This window comes from Chryseobacterium gleum (genome assembly GCF_900636535.1).
Classification (GTDB): domain Bacteria; phylum Bacteroidota; class Bacteroidia; order Flavobacteriales; family Weeksellaceae; genus Chryseobacterium; species Chryseobacterium gleum.
The window spans coordinates 4205415-4220089 of the sequence record NZ_LR134289.1 but is presented as its reverse complement, the minus strand read 5'-3'; the positions used below and the strand labels follow the sequence as shown (position 1 = coordinate 4220089).

The following is a 14675-nucleotide window of genomic DNA, read 5'->3' as shown; positions in this document are numbered from 1 at the left end:
TAATTTTAATGTAGAACTGCCGTTTCTTTCTGTTGAATAAAATCTTTCACATGTTCAAAATTCTGCCAGAGCAGCCCTTCAAAATCCCAATCGTGAAAGGCTCTCATGTTCTGCCCTTTTTTGTAGGCTTTAATATAAATTTTCACGTATTCCGGAAGGATAATTGTTCCCAATACGATTGCAGCCAGAAGGTGTGCATTAAGCTTGCCGTTCCCAAGAAGCAGGTACTGCATGGCAATTTCATCTTCGAAGTTGGTTCCACAGCCGGTTATCAGATGGTGAACGTCGTGGTTTTCCATTTTGGGAATCATTGAAAACCCATGTTTCCTGTAAAATTCCCCGAGCTTTCTCCCCAAAGAATCTTCCTGGAATTCCAGCAGCTGTTTTTCATTGAACTGCCATTGTCTTTTTTTCTTTTTAAAATATTTTCTGTAGAGCTTTTGAGTTTTATCATACACAAATAGCAGAAACTGAACGCGTATTTTTTTCATAATGTATTTATTAACAATAATCAGCTTAAATGTTGTATAATTCTGTGCTAGCTTCCCGCAATCGGGCTTCCAAAAATCCCTACTGCCAGTTCGAGCCAGATTAATGCAAGGGCTAGCAAAATGAAAATGCAGATCAGAATTTTCTGACTTTGTTTTTTGATTTTGTTCCTGACTAGATTGATCAGAAATGCTGTTGTAAACAGTAAAATTGCTGCGATCAGAAAATCTGAAGGCGACCAGTTTACTTCTTTAGAAAACAGATTTCCCAGCAACGGAATACTTAGCAAAGCCACTGGTAGAGCATAAATTGCAACTGTTGTTTGTTTTTGTGTCATCATTTTATTTGATTTTAAAATTATAAAGTACTTTGTATTTCAAAGTTAATTTTCAAAAAAATATAGGACTATCGTCCCAATAATTTTTCAAGAGCATTCAGATGCTCAGTAAAAGCCTGTCTCCCACTCTGCGTAACACGATAAGATGTTTTAGGCTTTTTCCCTACAAATTCTTTTTTCACTTCAATGTATCCTGCTTTTTCGAGTGCGTTGCTATGGCTGGCAAGATTTCCGTCTGTAATTTCGAGCAGGCTTTTCATTTCAGAAAAATCAACCCAGTCGTTGACCATCAGAACGGACATAATGCCCAGTCTTACACGGCTTTCGAATTCTTTATTGAGTTGATTTATTTTGATCATTTTACTTTATCTTATTTATTCTGAAACAGTCAAATCTGACTATCTCTCATTTTTTTTAATTCTTTATAACTTTAGTATGATATTATTTCATAACTAAAAAATTAATATTAATTTCCAAATGTACACCGCTCCAACACTAATAATAAAAGATAAAAACATTATCAGTAAAGGCCAATAACCCATAATATCTTTCTTCCTTTCTGAATAGAATTCAGTTACATCTATTAGATTGAGTTTTTTAGATGTAGATAAAAAACTCAACTCTTTCTCTGTTTGAAAAGTTTTTACATCATTTGTCTTTAAATCAACGAAAAAATATTCATTATCTAATGTCTTTCCAAAAATATGGTTACCAGATTCCTCTATTTTAGCAACCGACGAGATCAATGTCAGTCCATTCCCATTATTTATACTTGCTTGTTCGGGCAAATCAATAAATAATAGTTGATGATCATTTTTAAGAGGAACGTACCAGGAATCACCAATTCCCACATCCACTTTTTTATTATTAGACACCATGGATAAACCAATAACTCCGACAATATAAAAGGTATAAAAAGCTACAAAAGGAGCTATTAATGCTAATATTATTTTCCGTCTTCTATTTTCTTTTTTGCTGATAAAATAAGTGAAAGTACAACTTATCACAGCGAAGATAAAACTGAGAGCAGCAATAATGAAAAGATGGATTAATATGACAAAACCAACTCCCATTATTTGTACTTCTTATGCATAATCAATCCATAGATAATATGCAAAACCCCAAAACCAATTGCCCAAAACACTAACCCCCAACCTAAAATGAATAAAGAAATAAGTCCTAAAACAATCTCAAAATATCCAAGATACTTTATGTCCGTTAATGTATACCGTTCTGCCGCCACCAGAGCCAATCCGTAAAAAATGAGTGTAACCGGAGCAATAAAAACGAAAAGATGATGATAGAGAAGCGCAAGACAGAAAACTCCTCCAGCAATCAAAGGGACTGCAAAGGTAATCAAAAGTCGCTTTGTTGTGGCATCCCAGATCTTCAAACCTTTCTTTTTGCTTTTATGGGCTGTAAAAATATAACCACTAAGAATAGCTACAACCAAAATTACAATTCCAATCAGAACAAGTTCTTTAACCAAAGCAGGTCCCAGAATATTTCTATCTCCATCAAAATAACTGATCCCTTCCCTCAGGAAAACAAAATACACATAAACAGCTCCGATAATTGCCGTTAGCCCCGCAACAACTCCGGATAATCCGCTTAATGAAATAAATCTGGAAGAACGCTCCATCATAGAACGGATATGAGATAAGTCTTCGTGATAGTTTTTTGCATCCATAAAAAGAACTTTGAATTACAAAGTTATAATTTATTTTTAATCTGCCAAGTTTTTATTTTAAAATTTTGGAGTTGTACTTATCGATATACTCATATATTATTAAAATGCAGAACAGTCGTATAATAATATTATACAGAACAAAAAAATCCGTAGAAAATAAAATATTTCTACGGATTATATATTGTATTAAAATCCTAAAAGCTAAAAAAAGAACTATTTCGCTCTCAATCTTTCTTTAATTGATTCAATATTTTTCTTTGCAGAATCTTCAAGAATAAGACTGGCACTCATGTGAATTCTTGCAGGCATTAATTCATTGAAATGATCTGTCCCCTCCCATGAAACTTTTTTAATTAATGCTAAGGCATCACTACTTCTTGAAGCCAAAGTTTGTAAAAATTTTTCCAGTTTTTCATCCATTTCCTGAATGGTATCTGAAACTGAATGGTAGATATTATGCTGCTCAGCCCATTCAGCAGACCTGAAATCAGCATCAATAGCCATTGCAGAAAATTGTGATTTTCCGATTTTTCTTTCTACGTAAGGACCGATAACAAAGGGACCAATTCCAAGATTGATTTCTGTAAGTGCCAACGCTGAATCTTTTGTGGCAAAACAATAGTCTGCTCCACAGGCAATTCCAACACCACCACCGGTAGTTTTACCCTGAACTCTTACCACTATAATCTTTCCGCAGTTTCTCATCGCATTCAAAACTTTAGCAAAGCCGCCAAAGAATTGTGTGGAAGCTTCAAGTTCTTCAATTGCTAAAAGCTCATCAAAACTTGCTCCTGCACAGAATGCTTTCTCACCTTCACTTTTTACCAAAATAGCTTTCACCTCATCTTTCGCGCCTTCTTCAAGGATAGTTGCTGCCAGTTTTTCTAAAATTGCTCCCGGCAAAGAATTACTTTTAGGAGTTCCGAAACTGATCTCAGCAATATTATTTTTAATTTCTGATGCTACAAATTCGCTCATTTTTATTTTTATTGGATTCTTACAAAAATACGAAATACAGCTCGTTCAGAGAAACTTAAATCTTATATTTTCTTTTTAACCCTGCCTAATACGAGACATTATTACGTAGAAATACGGAGTTTTTAATTTGGTATTTTCTACTCTAGTACCTACCTGCTATTAATCGTTCCTTTGAAATAAGAAATAATAACCCATGGCGGCATCTGAAAAGCCATTAAAAGAGTAAGAAATTAAAAACTAAAAAAATATTATCATGGACGAGTACATTGGAATTGTAAAATTATTTGCAGGAAATTTCGCGCCGAGAGGCTGGATGTTTTGCGACGGAAGCTTATTAAGCATCTCAAGAAATTCTGCCTTATTTTCTATTTTAGGAACCACTTATGGCGGAGATGGCATCACTACTTTTGCTCTTCCCAACTTAAAAGGACGTATGGCTTTGGGTGCGGGGAATGTAAACTCCGGTGAAAATTATCCTTTGGGAATAGTATCCGGTACAACACAAAATACTCTTTTATCGTCAAACCTTCCAAGTATAGGAGCCGGATTCCAGCTTAAAGTAGCCAATAAGAATGCCAATTCGTCTACTCCGACAGCGACCTCAACAATTGCCATTTCAGGAACGCAGGTAGGAAGAGATTTCAATGCAGTACCGAGTTTCGTGAATGATGCCAACCCTGACACAACAATTAATCCATTAAGTATTTCTTTTACAGGACAAGGTTTACCGTTAAATAATATGCCACCATATCTTGGCTTAAATTATATTATTTGTGTTGAAGGAATTTATCCGCCGAGGGATTAATACCCTTTTAACCAACCTAACATTTAAAACAAACATCATGAAAAGCACTACTTTTTTAGCCATCTGTAGTCTGCTCATTTCAATTTTCTCATTCGGGCAGACCAGTACAGAACTATTTGAAACAGAATCGAACGGGAGTACAAGCTTCACCGACAATGGAGTCATTTTCAATATCATTTCACATGTAAGTGTTTTTGACATCCAGGCGAATTTCCCGGGAACAGGCTGGAGCGGAACATCAAATGATAACCGGTATATTGATAATTCCAATGATTCTCAGTTTCCGCCGTCATTCAGTATTAAAACTACCTCTAACCTGTTTAAGGTAAACCGATTCTGGATGTACCTTTCTGCATTGAATCTGGACCTCAATGTAGCAGGAACCCTGACCGTTACCGGAAAACTGAGCGGAGTAACAAAATTTACACAAACGAAAACTACCGGATTTGCAACAGGCTTAGGATCCACTAATGGGTATACCCTGATAGATCTTACCAACCTAAACGGCCAGAATTATTCAAATATCGTGATTGATGAATTGCAGATCACTGCTGGCGGAGCCTTTCGTTATGTAGGTTTTGATGCCTTTACCTGGGTAAAAGACAGCAATCTGGTATTAGGTACCTCAGAAGCTAAAAGCACTCAAAAAAACCTGACTGTTTATCCTAACCCAACCAACGGTCCTCTTTCTATCACCGCTGAAAAGGCTAATGAAGCTAAAGTATACAGCCTTGACGGTAAATTGCTGAAAACGGTACAAACCCAGAAAGGGAAAAATGAAATCAATATTTCAGAGCTTCCGAAAGGGATTTATATTATCAAAACAGCAACAGAATCCACCAAAGTCATTAAAAACTAATATCAGGAAATTGCACATAAGTTCCATATCCCTTAAAGATTCTAATTCATAAATGACAAATCCCTTCATCGAAAGGGATTTGGTCATTTTTTCAAGGCCAAAATGTATTTGTCTATGTAAAGCTGTTTATCTTTTGATTTGTACTGCTGGATATATCTTGGATGCTCCAGAACGGTCATAGTATCGAAGAGTTTGGCTTCTTTATTTAGTTTTGAAAGAAAATCTGCATTCTTTTTACCGAGGACAAAAACTTCTGAAGTGTCCAGATTAAGACTGATATGCTTCTTCAGAGTTTCGATCATAAAGTCTTTTACAAAATTGAAGAGCTCCCTGTCATCATAATAATTGGCATTGAGCCATCCGTTTTTTGTTTTTCTCACAATCGCCAACGGAAAAGGAGAGTTGATATAAATGTCTTTATAAAAAAGATCTGCGCCGCCATATTCTTCAATCATATCATACATGAATACGGAAGATACTTCATGGGTGTACGCTGACTTCATTTTGATTCCGCAAACACTTTTAAGTCTTTTGGTATCGGTAAACGGAACTCCCGTAACTCCTGCTCCATGACGGCTTGGATTAATTCCAATCATAAATTTCCTGCGGATTGAGTCATCATAATATTTATGATAAAATTCCTGCATGACCGTCAATGTTTCCGGATTATCCAGATATGGATTCAGGACTTCAAAACCCTCCGGTAAATTTCCAGTATAGCTAAGATTCTTATTGAAATCAATGACATGCTCTGCAAAAGTTGTATTCATAAGATTATTGCTTTAAAAATATAAAATTATCCGGCTGTTCAGAATCCTAATCATTGTCTTCTTCCTCTTCTTCGGATAGCATAAGTTCAATATCAATAAAGTGAATATAAAGTCCTGATATTTTTCCCTGAGCATCATAAGCAAAGTAAACAGGGTACAGGCCATCTCCTAAACCGCTTGCAAAGAAGGGAATATGATATTCGGTATTGGGAACCTTCCAGTTGATCCAGTCACCAAGATCTCTTTGATTTTTAGGGTTTTCTTTGTAGCTTTCAGCAAAGAGTTCTGCAAAATAATCATCGTAAATATTATCAACATTCAATTCTGAAAGAAACTTCTCAACAAAAGGCACTACCTCAGGATCCGTGATACAGCCTAATCCTGCATCTACTGCAAAACCGAAATACTCCTCTTCATTGACACCTTCAAGATTTTCGATTCCAATCAATGCTTCCTGGTAAAGTACAGGTTTTTCTTTTGTAAATTCTACTTTCACTGCAGCATACCGGTCTCCCCATCCTTCTAATTTTGCTACGGCAACCGTTACGGGAAAGTCTCCTTTGGGAACTTCCACAAAATAAGGTTTCTCGCCTACATTCAGATATACCAGCGGATCCCTCACGATTACTTTTCCTGAAGGCAGGGAAACTTTTCCAATTTCCATGGCTTCCATACTCTGTCCCATAATCACCTCTGAAGTAAAATAAGTATCAATATCTACAGGAGATGTGAGAATTTCTTTTACTTCTTCCCATTTTTGCATCCAGCTTTCGTTCATTATTGAATTGATTTTAAGTCTGAAAATAATGAATAAATTTCACGGCATCAAACTCAAAAGAATTTTTAACAAAAGATTATAAGAAAAGCTGCAAACTCATGGAATTGCAGCTTTTTGTATTGTTTGAAATTATAAAATCTAAGAATCAGCACATATATAACATGCTCTGGCAATATCCGGCCATCTTCCCGGAAGGCAGCAGGTGCCTGGAGGACAAGGATTAAGGGTACAAGACCAGTTTGGTCCGGCTCCTTTAAGTGATCTCAACTCATGTCTTGAAAGTTTTTTAAAATTTTTCATAATAATCAGTTTTGATGTTTTCTCCTACTCTACATGCTTTTCGGAATGCGCTTATTAAAGTTAATAATTTTCATCCGGAAACCTACATAATAAACTGATTAAAAGCAGTTCCCTACATTTTCAATAATAAATCATCTCATATTTAGTCATCGTAGAAAAAAATCTATCAGTCTATCGATGTATATCTTAACACTATTTTTTGTAAGTATTTTAAAAATTTTCACTTTTGACAAAAATTTAAACACTTTGGTTGCGCACATCTATTATTATCGAAAATTCTAAAAACACATTAATGATGAGAAATTAAACTATTGTTATGAAAGTGATTTTTTTCAAATTTGATCTGTAGCCAATTATTTGGTTGAAAATTGAGAAATTCTAATTTTTGCAAATCCTTCAAAAGCAAAAACTTAAGAACCAGCAGTTTTCTGATCATTATGACATTAATTGTCAATTTCCCTAAGACATTGTTTACTTTTTAAATTCCAAACTCATTTTTAGAATGTCATTGCTCTTTAAAAATAATGACTTACTACATTGTATTTATAGCCTAAAATTCTAATTAAAATATGATTAAAAAACACAAATTATTAATACTTCCTTTTTGTTTCTTTACCTATGTATTTAATGCACAAATAGGTATAGGAACAAATAACCCTTTAGGAAGTTTACATGTAGATGGTGCTAAAGACAATCCCGCTTCAGGTGTACCGACATCAGCACAGCTTTCTAATGATGTTATTATAAATAAAACAACAGGTTTTATTGGAGCAGGAGTTCTTAATCCTCTGGTTCAGTTGGATATGAGATCAGCAGGAAGTGAAAATTCACTTGGTTTAGGGACGACCAGCATGTCGGCAGTGGCAGCAGGTGCGGGTGCTACACGGTATGATGTAAACAATATACCTGTAGGAGCTAAAATTCAGGTATCTGATGGTGCAGTATGGAACAAGGTTTATCTTGCCCCTCAAAAAGCAGTTGTTGTGGTCCGTAAAATAGTAAGCCAGTCGATACCAACAGCCACTCCCACAACTATCACTAACTGGAGTGAAGTTCGTGATATGAGCAATAGCTTTGATCCCAGCACCGGTGAATTTACAGCTCCCCGAAACGGAACTTATACCTTTCTGTTAACATTCAATTTCACAGGTGCAGTTATTAATGATGGTTCCAGAGTTGAATCCCAGTTTTATAATCCCGCTACAGGTATTGTTCTTGCCAGCGTATATAAAACTTTTGGCCAATCTATGACTGGTACAGCTGATGATGCAAATGCTACACGTTCAACACAGGCTGGAGGATCAAGTACTGTTACCCTTACTTTAACTGCAGGTACTAAGGTAAGTGCGAGATTGTATCAGAACCTTACTTCAGGTGCTATTCCACTCAGAGTTACAAGTAATTCTTCAGATCCTGCCAATCCGGATGATGGATTTAACAATCTAACTATAATAGAACATTAAGATATAGATCATGAAAAAGAAAATCAATATAACTTATAAACTATTTTCTTCTCTTTTATTTCTTTTCGCCATTAAAACAACTGCTCAGGTTGGTTTTTTCACCCCTGATCCTGCACAACCCTTGCATATAGATGCCGGAAAAGATAACGGTTCTTCCCCTGATGCGACAAAAATATCCAATGATGTTGTCATTACATCAGAAGGTCAGATAGGGGTTGGAGTTTTAAATCCGGTTACCAGGGTTGATCTCAGATCTTCAAGTGATCAAAGAATTATTGGTTTGGGTAGCAATACACAGAGCCCTTCTTCAGCTGGCGGAGGAGCAATACGTTACAACACCGGCGGATATCTGGAATATTCTGATGGTGAGCAATGGATAGCTTTGCCCCTTACTCCTCCTACCAAAGCACTTGTAAATGCAAGTAACAGTTCTGCACAAAGTATTCCCAGTGGAACGACGACAACCATTACAGGCTGGACAGAAACAGTGGACCTAGGTGCAGGAGGTGGAGATTTTGATCCGATTACCGGGCTTTTTAAAGCTCCGCGTGATGGTTTTTATCTTGTTTCTTTCAATATTACTCTGGCTAACGGAAATATCCCTAAAAATACCTTTATAGAAACCGCAATAGAAAGCAGCCAAAGCATCAATAATATTCCTGTATTTAAAACAGTAAACTCTTATCCTGCTTTTCAGGCCGGTGCAGTAAGTAATTTTATAAGCGGTAATTGTAATGCTATTTTCAATCTTAAAAAAGATGATACCATAAAATTCACCGTGAAGCATAATATAGGCAGTGCGAGAAGCATTCTCAATGACAGCAAATTGAATAATTTAAGTATCAGTGAATTGTAATAATATATAATGATGAAATCAAAGAATAAAATAAAAAGATTGATTAGTATTTTTATTGCTTTATCATTCAACATAAACTATATCAATGCTCAAATAGGAATAGGATTATCCAATCCAACCAACCCTGTGGAAGTTAAGACAGATGCAGGTAACATTATCATTGATAATTCCGGAAAAATAGGCACATTAGTTACTAATCCAAAAGTAGCACTGGATCTGCGCAGCAATGTAAATGGTTCTGTAGCTATCGGAAATACTACTAAAACAGCAGCCCAAGCGGGTGCAGGTGCATTACGCTATGTAGCAAGCCCTGCGATTGGTGTGAAAGGCTATCTGGAGTTTTCCGACGGTTCAAACTGGGTGAGCTTTTTTCCTAAAGGGAAACCGCGTATCATTGTAATGGCAAGCAAAACAACTCAGGATACTTATGTATTTGAAAGTGTTACGCCTTCAGAAATAGGAACTAAATCCGGCATTGTTCAAAGAAGATCTTCTTATTTAACTAACTGGACTGAGAAATTAGACTCGGATTCCGGGGTTCCTACCTCAAATTTCAATCCGGCTACCGGTGAATTTGTGGCTCCGCGTGATGGTGTCTATTTTGCAACTTTTACTTTCGCATTACAATCAAGCCAGGTAAATACAGGATCTAACAATCAAACTGAAGCAATCTGGGAAGTGAGAAATCCGAGTGGCACAATCACACAAAGGATAAAGACAAATAATGGATATTCTTCTGATACAGGTGCAAGTCCCAATGCTGTACCCGTAGGGTCTGCCTGTACCGTAAGTGTATATTTAAATAAAGGGGACAAATTAAGACCTTTTACCTGGATTACCGTAGCATTTGATGGCACAATCAGTCAGTTTGATACTTCAGGAAACGGAGCCTATAATTCACTTACAATAGTTGAACAGTAATCGATTCATATTTGATATTTGATATTTGATATTTGATATTTGATATTTGATATTTAATTACATAAAAAACAGCAGTTTACTTAAACTGCTGTTTTTTATTTTATAATCAGATGTAACTAAATCAATCCAAACTGCTGGAAGTGGTGAGTAAAATGCTTTCTGTGCATCAGTTCCCACATTTCTTTATTCAGCTTTCCAAATACATAATTCATGTGTTCTGCCTGTGGATTCTCTTTGTAATAGATCACAAATTTCTTCAGATTATCCATGAATGACTGCTTTGCTGCTTCCAGGTTTTTGTGGACAGGCTCAGGAAGTGAACCATCCTGCGGAAGGAAAGGAGCTGTGAATTCTTTTGGCATCGCTCTGTGATTATAAAGCGAGTCCTGCCATTTTTCAATATTTTCTTCGGGAGTGAAACATTTTTCTGCTTCAGGTTCTCCAAAGCTTACCAATACTGCTTTTTCCAAATGTTCAATCATCTGCTGAGGAGACATTTTTCCCCAAAGCGCAGGAGTGCTTTCTGTTAATCCGCTCAGTATTTTGTGAACATTCTTCACATTCAGATCAATGAAAGGAGATTGCTTAGCAACCAATGTCAGGATTGTTGCCACGCAAACCACCTCATCTCTTTGGTTCACTACTTCTACCAGCCATTTTACAACACCGGAAGGAATATTTCTACCCTTGACTCCTCTGTTTATTTTTTCTTTAGCTGTTAAATAAACCGTAATGGTATCTCCTGCGTATACCGGTTTGAAGAAGCTGCAGTCTTCCAATCCGTAATTAGCAATAACAGGTCCTTTTTTGCCTGAAACAAATAATCCTGCAGCAGCTGAAAGAATGAAATATCCGTGAGCTACGGTTTTATCGAAGATAGTACCTGTTAAACTTGTAGCATCCGTATGCGCATAGAAGTGATCCCAGGAAACATTGGAGAAGTTTACGATATCTGCCTCTGTAACGGTTCTACCTGCAGTTTCTAAAGAGTCTCCTACTTCCACTTCCTCAAAATATTTCTGGAAAGGATGTTTGTCTGAGAATTTTTTCTCTGCTCCCTGCTGGTAGATTTTGGTAATAGCTTTCAGTACATCCGGTGATCCCTGGATAGCTGTTTTCTGCAGGAAGAAATGAAGGCCGCTCAATCCACCCATTTCCTCACCGCCGCCTGCTCTACCAGGACCTCCGTGCATCAATGTCGGAAGTGGAGAACCGTGGCCGGTACTTTCCTTGGCGTTATCTCTGTTCAATACAAAGATTCTTCCGTGCTGGGAAGCCATTTTCCATGAAGTTTCAGCGATGAAGTTCTCATCTTGAGAAACAATAGATCCTACCAAACTTCCTTTTCCTCTTTTTGCCAGTGCAGCCGCCTCCTCAGCATCTCTGTAAGGCATTAATGTAGATACAGGCCCGAAAGCTTCTACATCGTGAGAGATATTTTTTTCGAAAGGCTTGTCATTCAGGAATAGTTTAGGGCTCATAAATGCTCCGTTTTCATAGTTCGCATCTACCAGTTCGTGTTTTCCGTCATAGACCAGTTCCGTTTCTGATTTTAATAAGTTTACTTTTCTCAGAACTTCTTCGTACTGCTGTCTTCCTACCAAAGATCCCATTCTGGTTTCTCTGCTTAAAGGGTTTCCGATTTTTGTCTGATCCAAAGCTTTAGACAAAGCATTCTGAACATCACCAATTAAGTGCTCAGGAACGATAATTCTTCTGATTGCAGTACATTTCTGACCAGCTTTTGTGGTCATTTCGTTTCTTACTTCTTTGATGAAAAGATCGAATTCAGGAGTTCCCGGTTTTGCTTCCAATCCTAAGATAGAACAGTTCAATGAATCTGCTTCCATATTGAAACGAACGGCATTTCCTGCGATAGAAGGAAGCGATTTTAACTTTCTTCCTGTATGGGCAGAACCTGTAAACAATACAGAATCTCCATCCTGTACATAATCTAAAATATTTCCTGGCTCTCCGCACACTAACTGAACAGCACCTTCAGGCAATACTCCACTTTCAATCATATCCTGGAACACCGCATTGGTAAGATAAGATCCGAAAGGAGATGGCTTTACAATGGAAGGAACACCTGCCAGTAAGGAAGTGGAAAGCTTTTCCAGCATTCCCCACACCGGAAAGTTATATGCGTTAATTTGTATGGAAACGCCTTCGCTTGGTGTTAAAATATGGGTTCCCAAATGAGTCCCGTTTGCAGAGATTTTTTGTGTATCTCCATCTACCCAGAACGGAGTATTGGGAAGCATTCTTTTTGCCAATCCGGAATAGGTGAAGAAAGTTCCAAAACCTCCTTCAATATCTACCCATGAATCTACGTGCGTAGCTCCTGTTTTGTAGGATAGTTCGTAATATTTTTTCTTTCTTTCCAACAGGTAAAGAGCCACTTTTTTCAACATTTCCCCACGGTCGTAGAAAGTCATTGAAGAAAGGTTTTTGTATCCTACTGTTCTTCCATAGTCAAGAGCCTGTTCAAAATTGAGCCCTTCAGTATCGGAAACAGCTACCTGCTCTCCTGTAACAGCGTTGTACAAAGGGACTCCGTTTCCGGTACCTTCTACCCATTGTCCGTAAATATAATTTTTTAACTTTTCCATATAGTTTTTTACTTTTTGCTTAGATTATTCTTTTTAATAAAATTACTGATGAACAGATAAGGAATAAAAAGTACCAGCCAGCAATCTAAAATAAAGACAACTTCAACAAATAATGTGTAGAAATAGTCTTTGCGTTTTAGACGAGCAATGACCTCATCCAACTCAGCATGTTCCAAAGTATCTGAAATTCCTATTGACTCTTTTGCAAAGTGAAATCCCAAAGCATTTATAAAGATTATAACAATCAATACTACAAGCCAGTACTTTTTCAGAAGACTTATCATTGGAAACTGATTTACTTCTGTTCCTGATAAGGAAACATTTTTACCAATCCTTCATATAAGCTTCTGTGAAGAATGGTTGCATGGTTGTCTGTTTCCATCATTTTATATTCTAATATCCAGTTTTTCTTTCCTGCTTTTTCCAAAACATCATAGAAAGCCTCTGCATCTTTTATCATCACCGGATGTTCTCCTTTTCCTACGGAGACATAAACAAACTTTTTGGTATCCGGAGATTTTGAAAGTAATTGAGGAGCCTGTTTTAAAAGGCTTTCGTCATCCCACCACAAACTTGGACTGATAATAAAATAGTTATTGAACATTTCCGGTTTTTTCAAAAGGATTTCTGTCGCCAAAAGCCCACCCAGAGACTGACCGAAAAGGTATTTATCTGTAGTTTTGAACTGGCTTTCAACATATGGTTTTAACTCCTTTTCCATGAATTCAATAAACTTATCAGAATGTCCTGTTGTAGGGTAATCTTTCTGCAGATCTTTTAAATCCGTATGAAACGTAAAGTCCCTTTTTCTGTCTACATTAGCAACTCCCACCACAATGGTTTCCGGCATGGAATACATCTGATTAAAGAACTGTACTAATCCTGTCACGTGAATAAAGTCTTCGTTTATACTTCCATCCAGCAGATAGATTACCGGGTACGATTTTGTTTTGTCATATCCCTGTGGAAGATAAATATTCAGAGTCCTGTCTTCATTTAATGTTTTGGACTTAAGCGTCCTCACTTCTCCTATTATAAGCGGTTTTGTAGTAACTGTCTGTGCTGTTAGTGTACAGCCTACCGCCAACATTATGCTGCATGCAAGTGCAATTTTTTTAATCATACTTAATTTCAATGGTCATTATTTTATATCATCCCAGATACTGTAATCAACAACTTTAGTTGGGATCTGCTGTACATATTCCGTAAATGGCTCACAAGGCAGAATAGCTTCTTTTCCTTCTCTCGCCAGCTCTTGATATAGTTTAGTTCCTTCTGTTTTCCAGTGAATCATTTCATCAGAAACATCACGGATAATTTTCGCAGGGCTTCCTACCACTAATTTTCTTGGTTCACATCTGAAATTAGCAGGTACAAAAGCCAATGCTCCAACGATACTTTCATCACCGATATAAGCTTTATCCATTACCACAGAATTCATTCCGATCAGACAGTTTTTTCCAATATGCCCTGAATGAATGATAGCACCATGTCCGATATGTGCAGATTCTTCCAATATGGTTTCTATATTTGGGAAAACGTGGAGGGTACAGTTTTCCTGTACATTGGCTCCATCTTTAATGATAATTTTCCCCCAGTCCCCACGGATTACCGCATTGGGACCAATATATACTTCTTCACCTATTTCTACATTCCCGATAATAACTGCCTGCGGATGAATGTATGCAGTAGGTTTTATAATGGGACGAATCCCGTGGTATGAGTAGATGTTCATTTTTTTTAATTTTAAAATCTGAGAATGAGCTAATTTGAAAATTAATAATGTCTTTCATCATTTTCAAATTCTCAAATTAGCT

General features: G+C 36.9%; 18 protein-coding genes. 5 read left to right on the top strand and 13 right to left on the bottom strand.

Annotated features, from left to right (window positions below; translation table 11 throughout):
* Positions 1-5 precede the first annotated feature (5 nt).
* The 6 genes from EL165_RS19205 to EL165_RS19180 all read right to left on the bottom strand — a co-directional run bounded on the left by EL165_RS19205 (position 6) and on the right by EL165_RS19180 (position 3494).
* A complete protein-coding gene (locus EL165_RS19205) occupies positions 6-491 on the bottom strand; it encodes a Coq4 family protein (protein ID WP_002981741.1) in 486 nt (161 codons plus the stop codon).
* A 47-nt stretch (positions 492-538) separates the two neighbouring features.
* A complete protein-coding gene (locus EL165_RS19200; RefSeq protein ID WP_002981742.1) occupies positions 539-829 on the bottom strand; it encodes a hypothetical protein in 291 nt (96 codons plus the stop codon).
* Between the two features lie 65 nt (positions 830-894).
* Positions 895-1185 carry a winged helix-turn-helix domain-containing protein gene (locus tag EL165_RS19195; RefSeq protein WP_002981743.1) on the bottom strand — a complete coding sequence of 97 codons (291 nt, stop codon included), beginning with the start codon at positions 1183-1185 and terminating at the stop codon, positions 895-897.
* A 93-nt stretch (positions 1186-1278) separates the two neighbouring features.
* Positions 1279-1899 carry a hypothetical protein gene (locus EL165_RS19190; RefSeq protein ID WP_002981744.1) on the bottom strand — a complete coding sequence of 207 codons (621 nt, stop codon included), beginning with the start codon at positions 1897-1899 and terminating at the stop codon, positions 1279-1281.
* Positions 1899-2516, bottom strand: a complete 618-nt coding sequence (locus tag EL165_RS19185) for a hypothetical protein (RefSeq protein ID WP_002981745.1) — start codon at positions 2514-2516, stop codon at positions 1899-1901. Before EL165_RS19185 ends, EL165_RS19190 begins: the two co-directional genes overlap by 1 nt.
* Positions 2517-2729: 213 nt before the next feature.
* Complete coding sequence (locus EL165_RS19180; RefSeq protein ID WP_002981746.1) at positions 2730-3494, bottom strand: enoyl-CoA hydratase/isomerase family protein; 765 nt, start codon at positions 3492-3494, stop codon at positions 2730-2732.
* A gap of 253 nt (positions 3495-3747) precedes the next feature.
* Here EL165_RS19180 and EL165_RS19175 point away from each other — a divergent pair, with 253 nt between their 5' ends.
* Both EL165_RS19175 and EL165_RS19170 read left to right on the top strand, forming a co-directional pair.
* Positions 3748-4299, top strand: a complete 552-nt coding sequence (locus tag EL165_RS19175; protein WP_002981747.1) for a phage tail protein — start codon at positions 3748-3750, stop codon at positions 4297-4299.
* Positions 4300-4336: 37 nt separating this feature from the next.
* Positions 4337-5158 (top strand): T9SS type A sorting domain-containing protein, encoded by an 822-nt coding sequence (locus EL165_RS19170; RefSeq protein ID WP_002981748.1) that lies wholly within the window; start codon positions 4337-4339, stop codon positions 5156-5158.
* A gap of 83 nt (positions 5159-5241) precedes the next feature.
* Here EL165_RS19170 and EL165_RS19165 read toward each other — a convergent pair whose 3' ends face one another.
* The 3 genes from EL165_RS19165 to EL165_RS25900 form a co-directional block, all read right to left on the bottom strand.
* Complete coding sequence (locus EL165_RS19165; RefSeq protein ID WP_002981749.1) at positions 5242-5928, bottom strand: SMUG2 DNA glycosylase family protein; 687 nt, start codon at positions 5926-5928, stop codon at positions 5242-5244.
* Positions 5929-5974: 46 nt separating this feature from the next.
* On the bottom strand, positions 5975-6706 hold the full coding sequence (locus EL165_RS19160) for a DUF4241 domain-containing protein (protein WP_002981750.1): 732 nt from the start codon (positions 6704-6706) through the stop codon (positions 5975-5977).
* Positions 6707-6844: 138 nt separating this feature from the next.
* Positions 6845-7006, bottom strand: a complete 162-nt coding sequence (locus tag EL165_RS25900; RefSeq protein WP_002981751.1) for a bacteriocin-like protein — start codon at positions 7004-7006, stop codon at positions 6845-6847.
* 569 nt (positions 7007-7575) lie between these two features.
* Here EL165_RS25900 and EL165_RS19155 point away from each other — a divergent pair.
* Genes EL165_RS19155 through EL165_RS19145 form a run of 3 tightly spaced genes read left to right on the top strand, consistent with a single transcriptional unit; the run spans position 7576 to position 10246 of the window.
* Positions 7576-8469, top strand: coding sequence for a hypothetical protein (locus tag EL165_RS19155; protein WP_002981753.1), 894 nt, complete (start codon positions 7576-7578; stop codon positions 8467-8469).
* Positions 8470-8479: 10 nt separating this feature from the next.
* Positions 8480-9325, top strand: a complete 846-nt coding sequence (locus EL165_RS19150) for a hypothetical protein (protein WP_002981754.1) — start codon at positions 8480-8482, stop codon at positions 9323-9325.
* 9 nt (positions 9326-9334) lie between these two features.
* Positions 9335-10246, top strand: a complete 912-nt coding sequence (locus EL165_RS19145) for a hypothetical protein (RefSeq protein ID WP_002981756.1) — start codon at positions 9335-9337, stop codon at positions 10244-10246.
* Positions 10247-10362: 116 nt separating this feature from the next.
* On the opposite strand, the gene paaZ is transcribed toward EL165_RS19145, so the two are convergent.
* Genes paaZ through EL165_RS19125 form a run of 4 tightly spaced genes read right to left on the bottom strand, consistent with a single transcriptional unit; the run spans position 10363 to position 14593 of the window.
* The gene (paaZ, locus tag EL165_RS19140; RefSeq protein ID WP_002981758.1) at positions 10363-12858 is read right to left on the bottom strand and encodes a phenylacetic acid degradation bifunctional protein PaaZ; all 2496 of its coding nucleotides are present in this window, start codon (positions 12856-12858) and stop codon (positions 10363-10365) included.
* Positions 12859-12866: 8 nt separating this feature from the next.
* Complete coding sequence (locus EL165_RS19135; protein ID WP_002981760.1) at positions 12867-13142, bottom strand: hypothetical protein; 276 nt, start codon at positions 13140-13142, stop codon at positions 12867-12869.
* A gap of 11 nt (positions 13143-13153) precedes the next feature.
* Positions 13154-13981 carry an alpha/beta hydrolase gene (locus EL165_RS19130; protein WP_002981762.1) on the bottom strand — a complete coding sequence of 276 codons (828 nt, stop codon included), beginning with the start codon at positions 13979-13981 and terminating at the stop codon, positions 13154-13156.
* A gap of 18 nt (positions 13982-13999) precedes the next feature.
* The gene (locus EL165_RS19125) at positions 14000-14593 is read right to left on the bottom strand and encodes an acyltransferase (protein ID WP_002981764.1); all 594 of its coding nucleotides are present in this window, start codon (positions 14591-14593) and stop codon (positions 14000-14002) included.
* Between the last annotated feature and the right edge of the window lie 82 nt (positions 14594-14675).